The sequence below is a fragment of the Citrobacter sp. MGH106 genome (genome assembly GCF_001037495.1).
Classification (GTDB): Bacteria; Pseudomonadota; Gammaproteobacteria; order Enterobacterales; family Enterobacteriaceae; genus Citrobacter; species Citrobacter murliniae.
The window spans coordinates 159,479-181,289 of sequence record NZ_KQ089822.1; the positions used below are offsets into that span (position 1 = coordinate 159,479).

The window sequence follows — 21,811 nt, forward strand, 5'->3', positions numbered from 1 at the left end:
ACGAAATGGCCAAAGAAAGGGCTTTAACGCTTGAAGCGCTACGCGTTATGGATGCAATTGACAGACGTGGCAGCTTTGCCGCTGCGGCAGACGAACTGGGGCGTGTACCTTCCGCACTCAGCTACACGATGCAAAAACTGGAAGAAGAGCTGGACGTCGTATTGTTTGACCGTTCAGGTCATCGTACAAAATTCACCAATGTGGGGCGGATGTTGCTTGAGCGTGGGCGCGTGCTGCTGGAAGCGGCAGATAAGCTCACCACCGATGCTGAAGCGCTGGCTCGCGGCTGGGAAACGCATCTGACGATTGTCACCGAAGCGCTGGTGCCAACGGCCGCATTTTTCCCACTCATCGACCGGCTCGCTGTGAAGGCGAATACTCAGCTTTCCGTTATTACCGAAGTATTGGCAGGGGCATGGGAGCGTCTGGAACAAGGGCGAGCAGATATTGTGATTGCCCCGGATATGCATTTTCGCTCATCGTCAGAAATTAATTCCCGCAAACTGTACTCGCTGATGAACGTCTATGTAGCTGCACCGGATCATCCTATCCATCAGGAGCCAGAGCCGTTGTCAGAGGTCACTCGTGTGAAATACCGTGGTATTGCGGTCGCAGATACCGCCCGAGAGCGCCCGGTGTTAACCGTTCAGCTTCTGGATAAACAACCCCGCCTGACGGTGAGTTCGATAGAAGATAAGCGCCAGGCGTTGTTGGCCGGGCTGGGGGTGGCGACCATGCCGTATCCGCTGGTGGAAGAGGATATCGCGGCAGGCAGACTGCGGGTTGTTAGCCCGGAATCCACGAATGAAATTGATATCATCATGGCGTGGCGACGGGACAGTATGGGTGAGGCGAAATCCTGGTGTTTACGGGAAATTCCGAAGCTGTTTGCCGGAAAGTAGCGCAAGCACCGTTACAGGCCTGCAAATATAGCCATTTGTAGGCCTGATAAGCGTTACGCTATCAGGCATCCACATATACCGCGTCAGGACTGGTTTTTTGGGTCCGACCCGAAGCGGTTACTACCCGGCGTACCGTTTTGACAGTTGAAAATGACGATTATCAACCAGCCAATGATAGGGATCAGCAGCACTAACAGCCACCATGCTGAGCGATCGGTATCATGCAGACGGCGGAACTGCACTGCCCACCACGGTATAAATACCAGAACCCCATAAATTGTCGTTAATATGCCTTCTCCCCCGGCGCGTTGCCAACCAAACATTCTGTCCAGAATGCCCAGTACGAACGTAAAGATGATGTTGACCAGAACAAACATCCAGTACTCTTTGCGGCGTGCACGGCCGCTAAAGCCAAAGTAGTTCTTTAATACGTTTAAATACCAATCCATTTTTGCCTCGTTCTGCATTCAATTACTTGTTTTTAAAGCAATCAAAATAAGAATAGCTGTGATTGGTTCGTGGGTAAATATTTACGATGTTAATTAATAAGGCACCCTGAAGGGTGCCTGTGTAAATTATGCGAAACGGCTATCACGTCCGTGTGGCTCGTTGAGGTCCTGCCATGGCCCAATGGAAATAATACCGGTCGGGTTGATGGTTTTGTGGCTACGGAAATAGTGATTACGGATATGGTCAAAGTTAACGGTGTCCGCAATGCCCGGCATCTGGTAGATATCGCGCAGGAAACCGTAAAGATTCAGATAGTCACTAATACGGTGTTTGTCGCACTTAAAGTGGGTGACATAGACCGGATCAAAGCGCACCAGCGTGGTCCACAGGCGAATATCAGCTTCTGTTAACTGGTCACCGATCAGGTAGCGATGCTGACCGAGAATTTGCTCCAGCCGTGCCAGGGATTCAAACACTTTTTCCACTGCGTCGTCATACGCCTGCTGGCTGGTGGCAAAACCGGCTTTATAGACACCGTTATTAACGTTGTCATAGATCCAGCTATTCAGCTCGTCAATTTTACTTTGCAGGGCTGGTGGGTAGTAATCACCGGCTTTTGCGCCCAGCGCATCAAAGGCGGTGTTAAACATACGGATAATTTCTGCCGATTCATTACTGACAATGGTGTGATTTTTTTTATCCCACAGTACCGGAACGGTAACCCTGCCGCTGTAATGCGGATCGGCGTGTAAATACAACTGATAGAGAAACTCGTGCTGGTAAAGCGTATCGCCTGTCGCTGCCGGGAAATCGTCATCAAACGTCCAGCCGTTTTCCAGCATCAGCGGATTTACAACAGAAACGGAAATAAACGGCTCCAGCCCTTTGAGCTTGCGCAGAATTAGCGTGCGGTGCGCCCACGGGCAGGCAAGAGAAACGTACAGGTGATATCTGTCTTTTTCGGCGGCAAACCCACCTTCGCCAGTTGGACCCGGCGAGCCATCAGCGGTGAGCCAGTTACGGAAAGCCGATGCAGAACGTTGAAATTTTCCTCCGGTAGATTTGGTGTCATACCAGGTGTCATGCCAGACGCCATCAATCAGTTGTCCCATTATCTCTCTCCCGGATAGCAAAACGAGGAGCTAATCCCCTCGTCTTTTTTCTTTGAGTATATACCCTAAATAATTCGAGTTGCAGGAAGGCGGCAAGGGAAGAAATCCCCAGGAACATTAATAACTATGTGACTGGGGTTTCTGAGTGTAGCCAACACACCGGCAATTTATAGCTTGCTTACCACTTTTTATTCAGTACGCGGTCGATGCTGAATGCGCCCGGACCGGTGATAGCCAGCAGCAGGAAACCGCCTGCAATGGTCAGGTTTTTCATGAACATCAGCGAGTTCATGCCTTCCGCAAAGTTGCTATGGAAGATGAACGCGGTCAGCAATGTGAAGCCTGCAGTGAACAGCGCGGTAGTACGAGTCAGGAAGCCAAACAGAATGGCCAGACCGCCGCCGAACTCAAGCAGGATTACCAGTGGCAACATAAAACCAGGGACGCCCATGGCTTCCATGTACTGTTGGGTACCCGCATATCCGGTGATTTTTCCCCAGCCTGCAGAAATAAACAGGATTGGCATCAGAATGCGCGCTACCAGTACACCAACATCTTCTAATTTTTTCATCGTACTCTCCAGGAAACCACTCAGGCGGTATATTTTGTTTTTTGTGCATCAACGCTGTATAGCGCGTCATTGCTGTCGATGGAGAGAATAATAAACGTGGATAATGACAATTGTTAGCAAGGAAAACTGTCAGTAATTTTCAAAAAATTTGAGTGATGAGAAGCGAGAAATTTGCTGCCTGAAAGCGATGCGCCATCAGGCATGGGAGTGAGGAGATTAACCGCGCAGCTGCTGCTGTCTGATTGTTGCCTTCACCAGCCGCCATGCGCTCCAGACGCTAAAACCACGTTTGGCCCAGCGTACGAGCAGGTTAGGATTACGGATCGTGCGAATCGCCATGATGCTGCTGCCGACCAACACCCAGGAGCGCAGGTTCAGTAGTGTATTCCAGCCGCGATCGTACGCACCAGTTGCCTCGAGCCAGTCGCGTCGGGTGGCTGTCAGATCCAGCCGTTGCTGCTGGATCTGACTAAGCAGCAGTGCCTTACGTTTTTGACGCTCGACTTTACTGCTCATTATGCATCATCCTCCAGGGCCCGCCTGTCGTTAGCGAGTTCATTGCGGGTATGGCGTAACAGTGTTGACTTGCGGGCCTTACGTAATGTCCATAAGCCGCCAATGAGGGCCAAAAGCAACAGCACCACGGTGGTGGCAATCATCGCGTTGAGGCGGTACTGAGGGTCAATGGCCCAGATGATAAGTACCATCAGGCTCATCAGACCAAAAGCAGCGAACAGCATGGTCAGCCCCAGCATCAGCAGAAGCTGAAAGAGGTTGGCTTTTTCCTCTTCCAGTTCAACGACGGCCAGCCGCAGGCGGGTTTCGACTATTTCAACGAGGATCGTGATGATCCGTTGTCCGATACCCAGTACGCTCTTGCCTGGACCTTGTGCGTGATGAGAATCCGCCATTGTTAACGGCGCGACAGCAGTACGCCAAGTACCACACCGACCGCAGCGCCAATGCCGACGCCTGTCCATGGGTTTTCGCGCACATAGTTATCGGCACGGGCAGCGGCTTCACGGGTTTGCTTGGCAATCACGTCGCTGGTTTCTCCCAGACGATTACGGCTCTCTTTCAGTGCTCGTTCAGCCTTGCTGCGAATTTTACTCAACTCTTCTTTCGACTTATCGCCAGAGGAGCTCAGTACCTCTTCAAGCGTATCCGCAAGGGATTTCAGCTCAGCGCGCAGGTGTTCCGTAGCATTATCTTTTGACATAGTTCTCTCCAGGTGAGTGGGTAGTTACCGTACTTAGTAATCGCGAGATTCAAGTTCTTTCAGCTCTTTCTGAGCTTCCGCGAGCTTATGTTCGCGCTTTGCGATTTTATCCGCATCGCCTTTTTGCTTCGCCTCGGCTAAATCACGCTGACGCTCAGCTATCTCATCTTTCTGTTCTGAGATTTTTTTCTGATGGTCGGCGCGCAGTTTACTGTCAGTACAGTTTGCCCGGACTTCGCTAAGTGCCTTGTTCAGGCCATTGATGCGGTTCTGATTATTGTGCTTTTCGGCATAGCTAATCTCCCGCTGAATATCTTGCTCTTTTTCCTGACAAAGGGTGTTGGCGTAGCTGCCGGCACTGAGTGTGAAAAGGGTAATAGCCAAAGCGATGCGGTATTTCATTCTTGAACCTTCCATTGTGATTCGACCCTGTTACTTTGGGGTCGTTGCTCCAGGTAATAAAGCATGGGCCATAAACCCAGTTTATTAATCATAGGCACTAAACGGCGAAATCACCAAAGTGAGTGATATAATTCAGATTCCTGGAAGTTAACCAAAACGATGCGGATTATCACGTAAGCGCGACAACCACTGCACTGCCTGATTGCCATCATCCTGCTGAGCGATGACGAAGCCATGCGGTAATGTTCTGTCCAGCACAACCTTAGCTGCTGCACTTTGCGCGCTGGAATCAAAGGTGATCAGCAGCGCGTCTTTCTGTGGAGTGATACTTTTAAAACGAATTCCGTTAGCATCAAGATGATGCCAGATGGAGAAACCGTCAGGGATGCTGGCGCCCTGGTTAACGGCGCGAATGGCGAGTGTCGATTCCTGATGACGAATGGCTGACCAGGTCAGGATCAGCCCGCCTACAAACAAGATAAAGGTGGTTGTCCAGGCCAGCCGTCGAAGCGTTATGCGTGGTTTCAGCATAATTTACCCTCGGTTCCCGTATTTCTTCTTCCATAGCACAACCAGTGAACCTGCCAGACCAAACACCAGTAAAACAACCGGAAGCAGCATCAGGCATGACATGAGCTGATCTTCGTACTTGAGGAAAACCGGTGTTTTGCCCAGCAGATAACCCAACGATGTCAGGATGAGCACCCACAACAGCCCGCTCATCCAGTTGAAGAACTGAAAACGTGCATTATTCAGGCCTGACAATCCTGCAATGGTAGGCAGTAACGTTCTGACAAAGGCAATAAAACGGCCCACCAACAGCGCAGACAGGCCATGTTTGTGGAAAAGGTGATGCGCACGTTGATGGTAATGGGCGGGAAGATGAGAAAGCCAGTTCTGTACGATACGGGTGTTACCCAACCACCGTCCCTGTATATAGCTAACCCAGCAGCCGAGGCTGGCCGCGGTAGTAAGTAACAGTACAGTTTGCGGAAAGCCCATTGCTCCTTTGGCAATAAGCACGCCGACCAGTACCAGTAAACTGTCACCAGGTAAAAAGGCCGCAGGAAGCAGCCCGTTTTCCAGAAACAAAATTGTAAACAGGACAAAATACAGCATACCAATCATAGAGGGATTGGCCAGAGTTTCAAAATCCTGAGCCCACAAGGCATTCAGTAATTGAGTCAGTAGTTCCATTCAGTATTCCTGGAGAATCGGTTGTCGTCACGCCGGTTGTCTGGAGTTTGTAATGCCGCAATTTTATTAATGTTTTTACATGGGGCGCGGTCTGACACAAATTCACGGCCTGAACTGTTCCCTGTTAAGTTGTGAAGTAAGCAAGCACTAACACACAAAAATTCAAAACGCTTTTAATTGTAACAAAGGTCAACGTAGTCCGTTATAGAAATTACGGTCGTTGAACTCTGATTTTGCTTATCGCAAAGGAGGGTGGCGAGAGGATTTACACAGGCTGACACTTTATACCTAATGCTTACCGAGCGTTATTCACAGGCACCGCCCTGATGCGCCTGTGAATATAAGAGCGTTTATTTTGCTGCGTTCGCGGCGGTATCCAGATGAACGACCGGATTTTCCGTGAAAAGATAACGGTCAGCGTTGAATTCAAAATCATCGCTGGTTTCGTTGAACAGCATCTGCTTCGTGTTCTCAAGGTGTTGCCACATCGCCAGTTTGGCCGCATGAGGATCTTTACGGATTAATGCCCGCAGGATCTGGTCATGGTCATCACACCAGTTATCTACCGTGCGGAGATCGATGTGATCGTGCAATTTCTTCCAGTAGGGGTTGTGTACGCGCTGAGTCCACATCTTTTCAACAATGGCGGCCAGAGCGGTGTTCTGCGTTGCCAGCGCGACCTGCACATGGAACTGGAGATCCCACTCAGAGTCACGGAAGCTTTTCTCGTTACGCGACTTCTCCTGGATTTCCACCAGTTTCATGATGTCCTGCTTGGTCACCTGGGTCGCGGCAAACTCAGCAATGTTGCTCTCAATGAGCTGGCGAGCCTGGAGAAGCTCAAAGGGACCATAGCTGGCAAACTCCAGGCTTTCATCCGGCGCGACATAGTGTTTTGGCTGGTTAGAGATGACGTGGATCCCCGACCCTTTACGCACTTCAACGTAGCCTTCAACCTCGAGCATGATGATGGCTTCACGGACCACGGTGCGGCTGACATTTTTTTCATCGGCGATAAAGCGCTCGGCGGGAAGTTTATCGCCCACCAGATAGACGCCCTGCTCAATGCGTTCTTTAAGATCAGCAGCAAGTTGTTGATACAAACGTCGTGGTTCGGTGATTTCCATATGCGCTCCAGGCATGATACGGCAGACTATATTTGTTATACCACTTTTGCGACTATGGCTCTACTCGCGACGATAAAAAAGCCGCCAGTTAGCTGGCGGCTTTGCAATTTATAACCTTGCTAAAAAGCGTCAGGTTAACTTTGCGTCGCGGGGTTTTTAGTTTGTGGCCCCGAGTCTATCTCGCTGGCCGGTTTGTTTTGCAACACCGTCCAGATAACCAGCGCACCGAGCAGGTCAAATACTGCCAGCACGGCAAACAGTGGGCTAAAGCCAATGGTGTCAGCCAGGGCGCCAACGACCAGCGCAAACAGGGTACTCGCAAGCCAGGCAGACATACCGGTCAGACCATTCGCGGTTGCCACTTCATTACGGCCAAACACGTCAGAAGAGAGGGTAATCAGCGCACCGGACAGTGCCTGGTGAGCAAAACCGCCGACGCACAGCAGGGCGATAGCAACGTACGGGCTGGTGAACAGACCAATCATCCCTGGGCCAATCATGAGGAATGCCCCCATGGTGACGACCATTTTACGTGAAACGATCAGGTTCACACCGAACCAGCGCTGGAACAGCGGCGGCAAATATCCCCCGACGATACAACCCAGATCGGCAAACAGCATTGGCATCCAGGCGAACATCGCAATCTCTTTCAGGTTAAAGCCGTAGACTTTAAACATGAACAGTGGGATCCAGGCGTTAAAGGTACCCCAGGCTGGTTCTGCCAGAAAACGCGGCAGCGCAATACCCCAGAACTGACGGTTACGTAGGATCTGGCCGAGCGACATTTTCTTCGCGGTGCTGTTTTTATGCTGTGATTCCTGACCGTTGAGGATGTAATCGCGCTCTTCATCAGACAGTTTTTTCTGATCGCGAGGATGTTTATAGAAGACAAGCCAGGACATGGCCCAGATGAAGCTCAGAACACCAGAGATAATGAACGCCATCTGCCAGCTGTGCATGACAATCGCCCAGACTACCAGCGGCGGAGCGATCATCGCACCAATAGAAGATCCGACGTTAAAGTAACCAACTGCAATAGAACGCTCTTTTGCAGGGAACCATTCAGAGCTGGCTTTCAGACCCGCAGGGATCATCGCGGCTTCAGCGGCACCGACAGCGCCTCGCGCGAGTGCCAGACCACCCCAGCTTCCGGCCAGTGCAGTTGCACCACAGAAGACGGCCCACAGAACGGCGAACATCGCGTAGCCCACTTTTGTCCCGAGTACATCCAGAACATAGCCAGCGACGGGTTGCATAACGGTGTAAGCAGCAGAATACGCTGCGATGATATAGGAGTACTGTTGAGTGGAGATGTGTAACTCTTCCATCAGAGTTGGCGCAGCTGCCGCCACAGTGTTACGCGTCAGATAACCCAGCACGGTGCCAAGCGTCACCAGTGCTATCATGTACCAACGTAACCCTTTAATTTTACGCATGTAAAACCTCATCGTTTTGTTATTTCCGCAAGAAGCGCGGTCATCTTCCTGTGTAGGGCGGAGGATGTTCTTTTACGAAGGGCGTAACCGATAAAAACCGGTACTCCCCGAACTTTGCCATGTAAATAATCTTGCTAATTCGGTTTCCGTACCGGTCAATCCGATGGTGGACCATCGGTAATTTGCATTCCGTCGGCTTATGTATTGCGACGGCAAAAAGATAACTTGTCATACAGCTTTAAAAGGTGAGTGCCATCACAAAAGTGTGAATCTTCGTGTGGTCATTATTTCGATTCAGCAAAGCCAGTGCTGGAGCGGTCTGGCGCACGATTTACCTCTTTGAGAGTAATTTTTTTGTCATCATTAGTTGATCTAACTCACGAAAATATCTTCAGTATATGGAAATTGGTGTGATAACTTTGACAACATCAAAACATAAGCAATCTGACGCACTCGCTGAGAGGAAGACGATAATGACCCCGTTTATGACTGAAGATTTTCTGCTGGATACCGAATTTGCCCGCCGTCTCTATCATGATTACGCTAAAGACCAGCCAATCTTCGATTACCACTGCCATTTGCCGCCGCAACAAATCGCGGAAAACTACCGTTTCAACAACCTGTATGACATCTGGCTGAAGGGCGACCACTATAAATGGCGTGCTATGCGTACCAACGGCGTCGCTGAACGCCTGTGTACCGGCGATGCGTCCGATCGTGAAAAGTTTGATGCCTGGGCCGCAACGGTGCCGCACACTATTGGTAACCCGCTCTACCACTGGACGCATCTTGAACTGCGCCGTCCATTTGGTATTACAGGTAAGCTACTCTCACCTGCTACGGCGGATGAAATCTGGAATCAATGCAATGAATTGCTGGCGCAGGATAAATTTTCCGCGCGCGGTATCATGCAGCAGATGAACGTGAAAATGGTGGGTACCACCGACGATCCGATTGACTCGCTGGAGCATCACGCCTCAGTCGCAAAAGACAGCACCTTTGCTATCAAAGTGCTGCCGAGCTGGCGTCCGGATAAAGCCTTCAATATTGAACAGGCGACCTTTAACGACTATATGGCGAAGCTGGGTGAAGTGTCTGACACTGACATTCGCCGCTTTACCGATCTGCAGACCGCGTTGACTAAACGTCTGGATCACTTTGCTGCTCACGGCTGTAAAGTGTCCGACCACGCCCTCGATGTGGTGCTGTTTGCGGAATCTAACGAATCCGAACTGGATAGCATTCTGGCCCGTCGCCTGGCGGGTGAAACCCTGAGCGAGCATGAAGTAGCTCAGTTTAAAACGGCTGTACTGGTGTTCCTTGGCGCTGAGTATGCACGCCGCGGTTGGGTACAGCAGTACCACATTGGCGCGCTGCGTAATAACAACTTGCGTCAGTTCAAACTGCTGGGGCCGGATGTAGGCTTTGACTCCATCAATGATCGTCCTGTTGCAGAAGAACTCTCCAAACTGCTGAGCAAGCAGAACGAAGAAAACCTGCTGCCCAAAACGATCCTGTACTGCCTGAACCCGCGCGATAACGAAGTGCTCGGCACTATGATTGGTAACTTCCAGGGTGAAGGTATGCCGGGCAAAATGCAGTTCGGTTCCGGATGGTGGTTTAACGATCAGAAAGACGGGATGGAGCGTCAGATGACGCAACTGGCCCAGCTCGGCCTGCTGAGCCGCTTTGTCGGCATGCTGACTGACAGCCGTAGCTTCCTGTCATACACACGCCATGAGTATTTCCGCCGCATCCTGTGCCAGATGATTGGTCGTTGGGTTGCCGCTGGTGAAGCTCCGGCAGATATCCAGTTGCTGGGTGAAATGGTCAGAAATATCTGCTTCAACAATGCGCGCGACTACTTCGCCATTGAACTGAACTAAGGTCCGGGGTTGATATGCAATACATCAAGATCCATACGTTGGATAACGTTGCGGTCGCGCTGGCAGACCTGGCGCAAGGTACGCAGGTAAGTGTCGATAACCATACCGTAACGCTACGACAGGATGTTGTACGTGGACATAAATTTGCACTGAGCGATATTGCGCAGGGTGAGAACGTCATTAAATACGGCTTGCCGATCGGCCATGCTCTGGCGGATATCGCAGCGGGTGAGCATATTCATGCTCACAATACGCGTACCAATCTGAGCGATCTGGATGAATACAGCTATCAACCCGACTTTCAGGAGCCAGAAGCACAACCGGCGGATCGCGATGTGCAGATCTACCGCCGGGCCAATGGCGATGTCGGGGTGCGTAACGAACTGTGGATCCTGCCGACTGTTGGCTGTGTCAACGCCATGGCGCGTCAGATGCAAACTCGTTTCCTGAAAGAGACTAACGATGCTGAAGGCATTGACGGGGTTCATCTCTTTAGTCATACCTACGGCTGTTCGCAACTGGGCGATGATCATATTAACACCCGTACTATGCTGCAAAATATGGTGCGTCATCCGAACGCGGGCGCGGTGCTGGTGGTTGGCCTTGGTTGTGAAAACAACCAGGTTGATGCCTTCCGTGAAACGCTGGGCGAGTTCGATCCAGAGCGCGTCCATTTCATGGTCTGCCAACATCAGGAAGATGAAGTGGAAGCCGGGATCGAACATCTTCGTCAGTTGTACAACGTGATGCGTAATGATAAGCGCGAGCCGGGTAAACTGGGCGAGCTGAAGTTTGGTCTGGAGTGCGGCGGGTCGGACGGCTTGTCTGGCATTACCGCTAACCCGATGCTGGGGCGTTTTTCCGACTACGTCATTGCTAACGGCGGTACGACTGTACTGACCGAAGTGCCGGAAATGTTCGGTGCTGAGCAACTGCTGATGGATCATTGCCGCGACGAGGCGACCTTCGAGAAGCTGGTGATGATGGTCAATGACTTCAAACAGTACTTCATTGCCCACAACCAGCCGATCTATGAGAACCCATCGCCGGGTAACAAGGCGGGTGGGATTACCACGCTGGAAGATAAATCGCTGGGCTGCACCCAGAAAGCGGGTTCCAGTAAAGTCGTGGATGTACTGCGTTACGGCGAACGTCTTAAAACACACGGCCTGAATCTGTTAAGTGCTCCGGGCAATGATGCCGTTGCGACCAGCGCACTGGCGGGCGCAGGCTGTCATATGGTGTTGTTCAGCACTGGTCGCGGTACGCCTTACGGTGGTTTTGTTCCAACGGTAAAAATCGCCACTAACAGTGAGCTGGCTGCGAAGAAAAAGCACTGGATTGATTTTGACGCCGGACAACTTATCCACGGTAAGGCCATGCCTCAGTTGCTGAACGAGTTTGTCGACACGATCGTTGAGTTTGCTAACGGCAAACAGACCTGTAACGAGCGTAATGACTTCCGTGAGCTGGCTATCTTTAAGAGTGGCGTAACGCTGTAATTATCCTTCATCTTTCGCACCACGATGGTGTTGGCTGTGTTCACTCACCCCGGTCACTTACTTCAGTAAGCTCCGGGGGATACCTGAACTTGCCACCTTGAGGTAGAACGAAATCTTTTGGGTAATTAATCTCGACTGGATTAAAAAAACGGCGTTTCATAATATGGAGCGCCGTTTGTTTTTGTGTTTCCTGACAAGGATCTTCCATGACCGCGTATTGGCTGGCCCAGGGCGTAGGTGTCATCGCCTTTCTGATCGGCATTACCACTTTCTTCAACCGCGATGAGCGCCGATTCAGGCTGCAGCTTGCTGTCTATAGTGCCACTATCGGCGTGCATTTCTTCCTGATGGGAGCGTATCCGGCGGGGATGAGCGCAGAGCTTAACACCATTCGAACGCTTGTCTCGATGCGCACCCGTAAACTGTGGGTGATGACCCTTTTCATTATCCTTACGCTGGTTCTGGGGCTGGCGAAATTACAGCACGCAATGGAGCTTCTCCCTATTGTCGGTACGCTGGCCAGCACCTGGGCGCTGTTTCGCTGTAAAGGTTTAACCGTCCGCTGTGTCATGTGGTGCGCAACAGCCTGCTGGGTTATTCACAATTTCTGGCTGGGATCAATTGGCGGCACGATGATTGAAGGAAGTTTTCTGGTGATGAACGGCCTGAACATTATTCGTTTCAGACGCATGCAAAAACGCGGAATCGATCCCTTCAAAATTGAAAAAAGCGTACAGCAAGAAAACCCCTCCGCACGATGACGGAGGGGAGGAGAGGTTAGCCACGCAGGGCGTTGTTTGCCAGACGCTCGTCTTCAGCCTGGCAAGCTGCGGCGGTAAACAATACATCTGTTGATGAGTTCAGTGCGGTTTCACAGGAGTCCTGTAATACACCGATGATAAAGCCGACGGCAACCACCTGCATGGCGATATCATTCGGGATACCAAACATATTGCACGCCAGTGGGATCAGCAGCAGAGAACCACCCGCCACGCCTGATGCGCCGCAGGCACAGAGTGAAGCCACCACGCTAAGTAACAATGCTGTCGGTAAATCAACAGGGATCCCCAGCGTATTGACCGCCGCCAGCGTCAGGACGGTGATGGTAATTGCTGCCCCCGCCATATTGATGGTTGCCCCGAGCGGGATAGAAACAGAGTAGGTATCCCGGTCCAGATTCAGCTTCTCGCACAGCGCCATATTCACCGGAATATTGGCGGCTGAACTGCGGGTGAAGAATGCATAAACACCGCTTTCACGCAGACAAGCCAGTACCAGCGGGTATGGGTTACGGCGAATTTTCCAGAACACCAGCAGCGGGTTAATTACCAGCGCCACCAACAACATACACCCGACCAGCACGGTCAGCAGTTGTGCGTAGCCCCAAAGCGTTGCAAAACCGGTGGTTGCCAGAGTGGAAGAAACCAGACCAAAAATACCGATCGGCGCGAAACGAATCACCAGTTTCACCATAAAAGTAACGGCATTGGACATATCGTTGACGAGATTTTTGGTCGTGTCGTTACCGTGGCGCAGTGCAAAACCCAGCCCGACAGCCCATACCAGAATACCGATATAGTTCGCGTTGAGCAGAGCATCAATCGGGTTAGAAACCATGCTCATCAACAGACCACGCATGACTTCGACAATACCTGATGGCGGCACAATATCGTTCGCACTACTGGAAAGATGCAGTGTGGACGGGAAAGCGAAGCTGAACACGACGGCGGCTAATGCCGCAGAAAATGTACCGAGCAGGTAGAGAAACAGAATGGGACGGATATTGGTTTTTTGTCCATGCTGGTGGTTAGCGATAGAGGCCATTACCAGCATCAGAACCAGGATTGGGGCGACGGCTTTTAATGCGCCGACGAACAGAGTTCCTAATAAACCAGCGGCTTCTGCCGATGGTTTTGAGATCAGCGCCAGCAAAATCCCCAGTATTAAACCCACCAAAATTTGTTTAACCAGGCTCCCTTGCGCCAAACGCGAGATCAGCCCCGATGAACGTTGCGTAGTCATTTCATAATCCTTTCATTGTGTTGTTGCCCGGTCTTTGTGCGTTCAGTCGACGCATCTTTCAGAATGAGGCAAATGTTTGCATAGCTGAGTATAAGGAAAGAAAGAGGTTGCGGAAGAGAATTATCCTTGATTTCGCGGCGAGATCATATTTTATAACTTTGAATTAACATTTTGATGATATTTTAAACAAAAAGCCCGATGCGTATAGTGCGCGTCGGGCCTTGTCAGAAAGCTGGATGAACGTTACTGCATTTGCTGTTTTTTATCGTGCTGGTGGTTGACCCACGCATTTACAATCAGCGTCACAAACAGAATACCGAACACCACGCCTAACGAGATAGCGATAGGGATATGGTAGAAATCAACGATCAGCATCTTGATACCGATAAATACCAGAATGACAGACAGACCGTATTTCAGCATGGAGAAACGCTCCGCCACGCCAGCCAGCAGGAAGTACATTGCGCGCAGACCCAAGATAGCAAACAGGTTAGAGGTCAGCACGATGAACGGGTCCGTGGTGACGGCAAAGATGGCTGGAATACTGTCGACGGCAAAAATCACATCGCTCAGCTCAACCAGAATCAGTACCAGCATCAGCGGCGTTACGAACAGCAGGCCGTTTTTACGTACGAAGAAATGCTCGTTCTCGATGGTATCGGTCATGCGTAAATGACCGCGCAGCCAGCGAACTAACGGCCTGTCGCCAATGCCGGAAGCATCCTCTTTTGCCAGCGCCATTTTCACACCGGTAAACAGCAGGAACGCGCCGAACACATACAGTAGCCATTCGAATTGGGCGATAAGCCAGCTGCCGGCGAAGATCATAATCGTACGCAGGACAATCGCGCCCAGTACACCATAGACCAGTACCCGACGTTGTAGCGCCGGCGGTACGGAGAAGTAACTGAACAGCATCAGCCAGACAAAGACGTTATCAACCGCCAGCGATTTCTCGATCAAATAGCCGGTAAGGAACGCCAGAGCCTGTGGATCGGCGACGTCACGGCCCTGGGTTTCAGCCAGATACCACCAGAATGCGGCGTTAAACAGTAACGACAGTGTTACCCAGACGATTGACCAGACAGCCGCCTGCTTCATTGACATCGTATGCGCGCCACGACGGCCCTGCAGCAGCAGGTCGATGGCCAGCATAATCACCACCACAACAGCGAAGCCACCCCATAACAACGGTGTGCCGACAGTATTCATTATATTTCCCCATGCATAAAAAAACGGCCAACGCCGAATGACGTTAGCCGCTGCTTTTTATGCATAGACCTTGCCATTCGGCAAGGTCTCACTTACAACAACAAAGGAATACGGTAGCGTATTCCTTTGTTATCGCCCGGTGACCGGATGTGGTTTTTCACACATCGTAATGACGATCAACCGACAACGAAGTTACTCCCCTTTGCGGGTAACAAAGTATTACAGGCCACGTATTCAGTCAATGGCCTGTAACATCTGTTTTACATAATTTTACGCAGTCAGCGATGTATCCGCATGGTCTGCAGGGAAGATGACGCCAGTCTGACGACGAATTTCCGTTTGCAGTTTAGCGGTAATACGGCTGACGGCCAGTGCCGGGTGATCCACTTCGCCAGTTTCTACCAGATGAGCAAAAACCTCTGCCTCATAAAGCATAGTATTGATGTGTTGAGGCACAGTAAGATCCTGCGTTTTACCGCCACGTGGAACAAAGCACACCTTCTGGCACTCAGAGATTTTCTCAATAACCAGAGATCCCGATTCGCCCTGAATTTCACTGTCCAGCACAGAGTCGCTCACTTTGGAATGCTGCAAGGTGACGCTAAAATCACCGTAGTTCATTACCACAACGCCGTGGGCATCGACGCCGCTATCCAGCAGACTGGCGCTGGCCTGCACACTTTGTGGCTCACCCCAAAGCGCAATCGCTGAGGCCAGACAGTAAAAACCGATATCCATAATCGAGCCATTAGAGAACGCCGGATTAAACGTGTTCGGATTTTCACCGTCCAGGTAACGCTGGTAGCGCGACGAGTACTGGCAGTAATTGATAAACGCCTTCCTGATTTTTCCCACCTTTGGCAGGGATTGCTGCAACTGCAGGAAATTGGGCAGGCTGGCGGTCTTGAACGCTTCAAACAGCACGACCTGATTTTCGCGCGCGCAGGCGATTGCGGCATCGACTTCAGTCAGATTTGATGCCAGCGGTTTTTCGCAAATCACATGCTTTTTGTGCGTCAGAAACAGCTCTGTCTGCGGAAAGTGTAGAGAATTTGGGCTGGCAATATATACAGCGTCGATCGCGTCGCTTTGCGCCATCGCTTCCAGTGAGGTAAACAGATGCTCGACGAGATAATCGTTGGCGAAGGTTTGTGCCTGTTCAAGGCTACGGGAATAAACAGCGGTTAACTTATATTTGCCGGTTTCATGGGCGGCATCCACAAACTGGCGGGTGATCCAGTTTGTGCCAATCACTGCGAAACGTATCATAAAGGCCTTCAGGCTGAGAAAAGGGATCCTTTCGCCAATTTAGCATGCCTTGCGGTCAATGCCAGTGCGCTACTACGCAGTTTGCTTGAGTGATTGTTGCGTTAACCACAAACGGGTATCGAACTCCAGTTGATGATACTGAGGTTCCATATGGCAGCACAGTTGGTAAAACGCTTTGTCGTGCTCTTTTTCTTTCAGGTGTGCCAGTTCATGGACGACGATCATGCGCAGAAATGGCTCCGGGGCGGTGCGAAACACGGTTGCGACGCGGATCTCTGCTTTGGCTTTTAGCTTGCCGCCCTGTACGCGCGACACTGCAGTATGCAACCCAAGCGCATTCTTTAGCACGTGGATCTTACTGTCATACATCACTTTATTGAGCGGTGGGGCATTACGCAGAAACTGACTTTTCAGATCCTGAGTATATTGCCAGAGCGCTTTGTCGGTCGCGAAATCATGTGTGCCCGGATAGCGTTTTTCCAGCACTGCGCCCAGCCGCTGCTCGCTAATTAACGCGCGAACCTGGGCCAGCAGGTGTTCCGGGTAGCCCTGGAGATAAGTTAGTTGGTTCATTCATGTCCACGCAAATCATAAAAGTGTATACTCACGCACCCTTTTCAGGGATACGCCGAAATTTTACCATTCAGGAGGGCCGATGAGCCACATAGACAACGGTTTCCGTTCGCTGTCACTTAAACGTTTCCCGGAAACGGATGACGTTAACCCGCTGCTGGCGTGGGAAGCTGCAGATGAATATCTGCTGCAACAGCTGGATGATACCGAGATTAGCGGCCCGGTGATTATCCTGAATGATACTTTCGGCGCGCTGGGCTGTGCGCTGGCGGAACATACACCTTACAGCATTGGCGACTCCTATTTAAGCGAGCTGGCGACGCGTGAAAACCTGCGTCACAACGATATCGCGGAATCCAGCGTCAAGTTTCTTGATAGTACCGCTGAATACCCGCAAGCACCGGGTGTGGTGCTGATTAAGCTGCCAAAAACCATGGCTCTGCTGGAACAGCAACTTCGTGCACTGCGTGAGGTTGTTACGCCGCAAACGCGGATCATCGCTGGTGCGAAAGCGCGTGATATCCACACCTCGACGCTGGAGCTGTTTGAAAAGGTATTAGGCCCAACCACCACGACGCTGGCATGGAAAAAAGCCCGTCTGATCAACTGTACCTTTAGCAATCCTGAGCTGGCTGAAGCCTCACAAACGTTAAGCTGGAAGCTGGAAGGCACCGACTGGACTATCCACAACCACGCTAACGTGTTTTCACGCACCGGACTGGATATTGGCGCGCGTTTCTTTATTGAGCATCTGCCGGAAAATCTGGAAGGCGAAATTGTCGATCTCGGCTGTGGTAACGGCGTGATTGGCCTGACATTGCTGGAGAAAAACCCGCAAGCGAGCGTAGTGTTTGTTGATGAATCGCCAATGGCAGTGGCATCAAGCCGTCTGAACGTTGAAACCAACATGCCTGAAGCGCTGGATCGCTGTGAGTTTATGATCAACAACGCGCTCTCTGGCGTGGAACCTTTCCGTTTTAACGCCGTACTGTGTAACCCGCCGTTCCACCAGAAACATGCGCTGACCGATAACATCGCCTGGGAGATGTTTCACCATGCCCGCCGCTGCCTGAAGATCAACGGTGAGCTGTATATCGTGGCCAACCGCCACCTGGATTACTTCCACAAGCTGAAGAAGATTTTTGGCAACTGCGTCACCATCGCCACTAACAACAAATTTGTGGTGTTGAAAGCGGTTAAAACGGGCCGCCGCCGCTAAATTCGAGTGCCGGATGGCGGCGTAAATGCCGTATCCGGCCGACAAAAGCTTAAATCTCCAGCGCTAACCTGGTGCCTTGCGCAATAGCGCGTCGGGCATCCAGTTCCATCGCCACATCGCACCCGCCAATCAGATGCACCGTTTTACCTGCCGCATTCAGCGGATCGACCAGTTCTCGTTTGGGTTCCTGACCGGCGCAGATCACCACATGATCCACGTCGAAGATCAGCGGTTCACCGTTGATCAGTACGTGCAGTCCGTCATCGTCGATCTTTTGATAGCTCACTGATGGGATCATTTTTACGCCGCGTGAAAGCAGGGTGGCGCGATGGATCCAGCCCGTTGTTTTACCTAAGCCTTGTCCTGGTTTACTGGCCTTGCGTTGCAACATGACTATCTGACGTGGGCTGCGGGATAAATGCGGCCCTTCCAGGCGTAAACCGCCTGCCTGTTGCAGACTGGTGTCGATCCCCCATTCCACACAGAATTCAGCAATATTTTGACTGGTAGGGGAGCCCGGTTGGCTCAGATACATGGCGGTATCAAAACCGATCCCACCGCAGCCAATAATCGCGACGCGTTTGCCCACCGGCGCTTTATCGCGCAGGACGTCAAGATAGGTCAACACTTTTGGGTGATCAATACCGTCGATCGGCGGCATGCGTGGCTCGATCCCACTGGCGAGGATCACTTCATCAAATGCGTGCAGATCGTGTGCGGTGACAAAATGATTCAGTTTCAGCGTCACGCCGGTCACGTCGATCATTCGGCGGTAGTAGCGCAGCGTTTCATAAAACTCTTCTTTGCCGGGGATCTGTTTGGCGATATTAAACTGTCCGCCGATCTCACCATGCGCATCGAACAGCGTCACGTGATGCCCACGTGCAGCAGCGTTAATGGCAAAGGCGAGCCCCGCAGGGCCAGCACCGACAACCGCCAGGTTTTTCAGTTGAGTGGCCGGAAGGATCGGCATTTTGGTTTCATGGCAAGCGCGTGGGTTCACCAGGCAGGAAGTGACTTTGCCAACGAAGATCTGATCCAGGCAGGCCTGGTTGCAGCCGATACAGGTATTGATCTCATCCGCTCGTCCGGTTTGTGCTTTTGAAAGAAGTTCGGCATCGGCAAGGAACGGACGCGCCATCGACACCATATCGGCATCGCCGCGAGCCAGAATGTCGTCGGCCACGGTTGGATCGTTGATACGGTTCGTGGTGACTAATGGGATCGTCACATGGCCTTTCAGCTTACGTGTCACCCAGCTAAAAGCACCGCGTGGAACCGGCGTGGCGATGGTAGGTATACGTGCTTCATGCCAGCCAATACCAGTATTAATTATGGTGGCACCTGCCTCTTCTATTGCCTGCGCCAGCTGGACCGTTTCGTCAAAGGTTCCACCATTTTCCACCAGGTCGAGCATCGACAGCCGAAAGATAATAATAAAGTCATTACCGGCACGTTGGCGTACCGCCCGAACAACCTCCACAGCAAAACGCATGCGATTGGTATAATCGCCTCCCCATTCGTCATTACGCTGGTTGGTGCGCAATGTCAGGAATTCGTTGATTAGATACCCTTCCGAACCCATCACTTCTACGCCGTCATAACCTGCTTCCCGCGCCAGTTGCGCGCAGTGAGCAAAATCCTCAATCAGTTGTAGAACTTCATCATGGGTCAGTTCATGCGGTGTAAAGCGGTTGATCGGGGCCTGAATGGCTGAAGGCGCGACCAGATGTGGCTGATAGCTGTAGCGCCCGGTATGCAGGATTTGTAGCGCAATTTTGCCACCTTCGTCGTGAACGGCATCAGTAATGATGCGATGGTGCGGCAACTGGCTGGTATCGTTCAGCGTCGCGCCACCCTCCATACCGACGCCAGATAATGCAGGAGCAATACCCCCGGTCACAATCAGGGCTACACCGTGGCGGGCGCGTTCGGCGTAGAACGCGGCCAGCCGTTCTGCACCATCGGGATACTCTTCCAGCCCGGTATGCATCGAACCCATCAGCACACGGTTTTTAAGCGTGGTGAATCCCAGATCGAGCGGGGCGAACAGCGACGGATAGCTCATAAAGGTGTCCAGTATGTAAAATTATTGTTATGTGGTCGGATGAGTTACTAATTTAGCTGGCGCTGCGTAAAAGGGAAAAGGGGAATGGCGTGATTGTGATGGGATTCAAAAAAGATGCGTATGCCTGCGAAGAAATTGCCGGATGGCAGTACTAACGCATCTACTCCGACCTACGGTATGGTGCTGCTGTAGGCTGGAGAAGGCGTAGCCGCCATCCGGCATCTGTCACACTTGCTCCACGCTCACCCGTAATGCAGCCAGGGCTTTGCGCGTTGATCGTATTACCAGTTCGCATTGCTCGATTGTTAATGTTAACGGCGGTTCGATACGGATCGTCTTTGCGTTATTCAGTGTTCCGGCCACCAGTACCCGCTGGCGGAACATCTCACTGGCAAAGTTGTAACCTATCTCATTATCGACAAATTCAATCGCCATTAGCATGCCTTTCCCACGTACGTCATGCACAAGGTCCGGGTATTCCCGCGCCAGCTGTCGGAAGCCATCCAGCAACATATCGCCTTTCTGTTCTGCCTGGGCTGGTAAATTTTGCTCCAGCAGAACATTGATAGTTGCCAGCGCCGCCGCACAGGAAAGCGGGTTGCCGCCAAAGGTGGTGGTGTGCAGGAAGGGGTTATCAAACAAAACGGAGAACACCTCTTCAGTCGCGATTGTCGCCCCAATGGGCATTACACCGCCGCCCAGCGCTTTTGCCAGACACATGATGTCGGGCTGCACGTTTTCGTGTTCGCAGGCGAACATCTTACCGGTACGCCCCATGCCTGTTTGTACTTCGTCGAGGATCATCAGCGCGCCAAACTCATCGCAGAGTTTACGTACGGCGGTCAAATACCCCTGCGGCGGTAGGATCACTCCGCCTTCACCCTGAATCGGCTCCAGAATAACGGCAGCCACATCGTCACCTGTTTTTTTACACTCGCTGAGTACGGTGCGCATCGCGTCAGTATCGCCAAAAGGAACATGACGGAAGCCCGGCAGCAGCGGCATAAATGGTTTACGGAAGGTGGATTTAGCTGTGGCGGACAGCGAGCCCAGCGATTTTCCGTGGAAAGCGCCACTGGTGGCAACAAACGTAAATTTGCCGCGCGGTGACTGGTACGCTTTCGCCAGCTTCAGTGCCGCTTCGACTGACTCGGTCCCACTGTTGCTGAAGAAACTGTATTTCAGCTTTCCGGGTGCCAGCGCGGCAAGCGTTTTTGCCAGCATGGCTCGTAATGGATCAAGCAATTCCTGGCTGTGCAGAGGTTGTTTCGCGAGTTGATTCTGTACGGCGGAGACCACTACTGGATTACGGTGCCCCACGTTGAAAATTCCAAAACCCCCCAGGCAATCGACAAACTCCTGTCCCTGGGTGTCGACAAGCGTATTCAGGCTTCCCGCTTGCCACTCTACGGCTCCGTAATCCCCGCCGGCAGTTACAGATTTTCGATACTCTAAAAACCCTGGATTAACATGCTCTTTGAAGTAATCAATCACCTCTCGGTTAAGTGCTTTCATCTCCTCATGATCAAGCGTTCGCTTCTCAATGAGATTCAGTGCGTGTGCGCTGCAGGCCAGAGCCGATGCGCTGGAAGGTAACCTGTTCAAAATATGCTCCCGGAGCTCGCGTATCACATGATACTGAAT

General features: G+C 51.7%; 22 protein-coding genes. 5 read left to right on the forward strand and 17 right to left on the reverse strand.

What is annotated here, in order from left to right; translation table 11 throughout:
• Window positions 1–5 precede the first annotated feature (5 nt).
• Entirely contained in the window at window positions 6–902 is an 897-nt protein-coding gene (gene yhaJ, locus SK36_RS00745) for a DNA-binding transcriptional regulator YhaJ (RefSeq protein WP_045447896.1), read from the forward strand.
• An 83-nt stretch (window positions 903–985) separates the two neighbouring features.
• On the opposite strand, the gene SK36_RS00750 is transcribed toward yhaJ, so the two are convergent.
• The 11 genes from SK36_RS00750 to SK36_RS00800 all read right to left on the reverse strand — a co-directional run bounded on the left by SK36_RS00750 (window position 986) and on the right by SK36_RS00800 (window position 8,416).
• Window positions 986–1,351, reverse strand: a complete 366-nt coding sequence (locus SK36_RS00750) for a DUF805 domain-containing protein (protein WP_045449799.1) — start codon at window positions 1,349–1,351, stop codon at window positions 986–988.
• A gap of 126 nt (window positions 1,352–1,477) precedes the next feature.
• Window positions 1,478–2,464: a glutathionyl-hydroquinone reductase YqjG gene (gene yqjG / locus SK36_RS00755; RefSeq protein ID WP_048220505.1), complete on the reverse strand. Its 987-nt coding sequence runs from the start codon at window positions 2,462–2,464 to the stop codon at window positions 1,478–1,480.
• Between the two features lie 178 nt (window positions 2,465–2,642).
• A complete protein-coding gene (locus SK36_RS00760) occupies window positions 2,643–3,035 on the reverse strand; it encodes a DoxX family protein (RefSeq protein ID WP_048220506.1) in 393 nt (130 codons plus the stop codon).
• A 216-nt stretch (window positions 3,036–3,251) separates the two neighbouring features.
• Window positions 3,252–3,551, reverse strand: coding sequence for a YqjK-like family protein (locus tag SK36_RS00765; RefSeq protein WP_045447887.1), 300 nt, complete (start codon window positions 3,549–3,551; stop codon window positions 3,252–3,254).
• Window positions 3,551–3,946 carry a phage holin family protein gene (locus SK36_RS00770; RefSeq protein WP_045447884.1) on the reverse strand — a complete coding sequence of 132 codons (396 nt, stop codon included), beginning with the start codon at window positions 3,944–3,946 and terminating at the stop codon, window positions 3,551–3,553. The genes SK36_RS00765 and SK36_RS00770 overlap by 1 nt, the downstream gene beginning before the upstream one ends.
• Before the next feature lie 2 nt (window positions 3,947–3,948).
• Window positions 3,949–4,254 (reverse strand): ElaB/YgaM/YqjD family protein, encoded by a 306-nt coding sequence (locus tag SK36_RS00775; protein WP_045447881.1) that lies wholly within the window; start codon window positions 4,252–4,254, stop codon window positions 3,949–3,951.
• A 33-nt stretch (window positions 4,255–4,287) separates the two neighbouring features.
• Window positions 4,288–4,656 (reverse strand): DUF1090 domain-containing protein, encoded by a 369-nt coding sequence (locus SK36_RS00780; protein ID WP_045447878.1) that lies wholly within the window; start codon window positions 4,654–4,656, stop codon window positions 4,288–4,290.
• 147 nt (window positions 4,657–4,803) lie between these two features.
• A complete protein-coding gene (gene mzrA / locus SK36_RS00785; protein ID WP_045447874.1) occupies window positions 4,804–5,187 on the reverse strand; it encodes an EnvZ/OmpR regulon moderator MzrA in 384 nt (127 codons plus the stop codon).
• A 3-nt stretch (window positions 5,188–5,190) separates the two neighbouring features.
• Complete coding sequence (gene yqjA, locus SK36_RS00790; protein ID WP_045447871.1) at window positions 5,191–5,853, reverse strand: DedA family general envelope maintenance protein YqjA; 663 nt, start codon at window positions 5,851–5,853, stop codon at window positions 5,191–5,193.
• Between the two features lie 350 nt (window positions 5,854–6,203).
• A complete protein-coding gene (gene exuR, locus SK36_RS00795) occupies window positions 6,204–6,980 on the reverse strand; it encodes a transcriptional regulator ExuR (protein WP_045447868.1) in 777 nt (258 codons plus the stop codon).
• Window positions 6,981–7,114: 134 nt separating this feature from the next.
• Entirely contained in the window at window positions 7,115–8,416 is a 1,302-nt protein-coding gene (locus SK36_RS00800; protein ID WP_048220508.1) for an MFS transporter, read from the reverse strand.
• Between the two features lie 473 nt (window positions 8,417–8,889).
• On the opposite strand from SK36_RS00800, the gene uxaC reads away from it, so the two are divergent.
• From uxaC to SK36_RS00815, 3 genes are all read left to right on the forward strand, one after another.
• Complete coding sequence (gene uxaC, locus SK36_RS00805) at window positions 8,890–10,302, forward strand: glucuronate isomerase (RefSeq protein WP_048220509.1); 1,413 nt, start codon at window positions 8,890–8,892, stop codon at window positions 10,300–10,302.
• Window positions 10,303–10,316: 14 nt separating this feature from the next.
• Window positions 10,317–11,804 (forward strand): UxaA family hydrolase, encoded by a 1,488-nt coding sequence (locus tag SK36_RS00810; RefSeq protein WP_048220510.1) that lies wholly within the window; start codon window positions 10,317–10,319, stop codon window positions 11,802–11,804.
• 206 nt (window positions 11,805–12,010) lie between these two features.
• Complete coding sequence (locus SK36_RS00815; RefSeq protein WP_048220511.1) at window positions 12,011–12,565, forward strand: YgjV family protein; 555 nt, start codon at window positions 12,011–12,013, stop codon at window positions 12,563–12,565.
• A 16-nt stretch (window positions 12,566–12,581) separates the two neighbouring features.
• Here the strand turns inward: SK36_RS00815 and sstT are convergent, their stop codons facing one another.
• The 4 genes from sstT to SK36_RS00835 form a co-directional block, all read right to left on the reverse strand.
• Complete coding sequence (gene sstT, locus SK36_RS00820; protein ID WP_048220512.1) at window positions 12,582–13,826, reverse strand: serine/threonine transporter SstT; 1,245 nt, start codon at window positions 13,824–13,826, stop codon at window positions 12,582–12,584.
• 243 nt (window positions 13,827–14,069) lie between these two features.
• Window positions 14,070–15,038 carry a TerC family protein gene (locus SK36_RS00825; RefSeq protein WP_048220513.1) on the reverse strand — a complete coding sequence of 323 codons (969 nt, stop codon included), beginning with the start codon at window positions 15,036–15,038 and terminating at the stop codon, window positions 14,070–14,072.
• A gap of 270 nt (window positions 15,039–15,308) precedes the next feature.
• Window positions 15,309–16,307, reverse strand: coding sequence for a Gfo/Idh/MocA family protein (locus tag SK36_RS00830; protein ID WP_045447846.1), 999 nt, complete (start codon window positions 16,305–16,307; stop codon window positions 15,309–15,311).
• Window positions 16,308–16,379: 72 nt separating this feature from the next.
• Window positions 16,380–16,880 carry a M48 metallopeptidase family protein gene (locus SK36_RS00835; RefSeq protein WP_048220514.1) on the reverse strand — a complete coding sequence of 167 codons (501 nt, stop codon included), beginning with the start codon at window positions 16,878–16,880 and terminating at the stop codon, window positions 16,380–16,382.
• Between the two features lie 82 nt (window positions 16,881–16,962).
• Between SK36_RS00835 and rlmG the strand changes: the two genes are divergently transcribed.
• Window positions 16,963–18,099: a 23S rRNA (guanine(1835)-N(2))-methyltransferase RlmG gene (gene rlmG / locus SK36_RS00840; protein ID WP_045447841.1), complete on the forward strand. Its 1,137-nt coding sequence runs from the start codon at window positions 16,963–16,965 to the stop codon at window positions 18,097–18,099.
• A gap of 49 nt (window positions 18,100–18,148) precedes the next feature.
• Here rlmG and SK36_RS00845 read toward each other — a convergent pair whose 3' ends face one another.
• Window positions 18,149–20,167, reverse strand: coding sequence for an oxidoreductase (locus SK36_RS00845; protein ID WP_048220515.1), 2,019 nt, complete (start codon window positions 20,165–20,167; stop codon window positions 18,149–18,151).
• 225 nt (window positions 20,168–20,392) lie between these two features.
• Window positions 20,393–21,772: a putrescine aminotransferase gene (gene ygjG / locus SK36_RS00850; protein ID WP_167493934.1), complete on the reverse strand. Its 1,380-nt coding sequence runs from the start codon at window positions 21,770–21,772 to the stop codon at window positions 20,393–20,395.
• Between the last annotated feature and the right edge of the window lie 39 nt (window positions 21,773–21,811).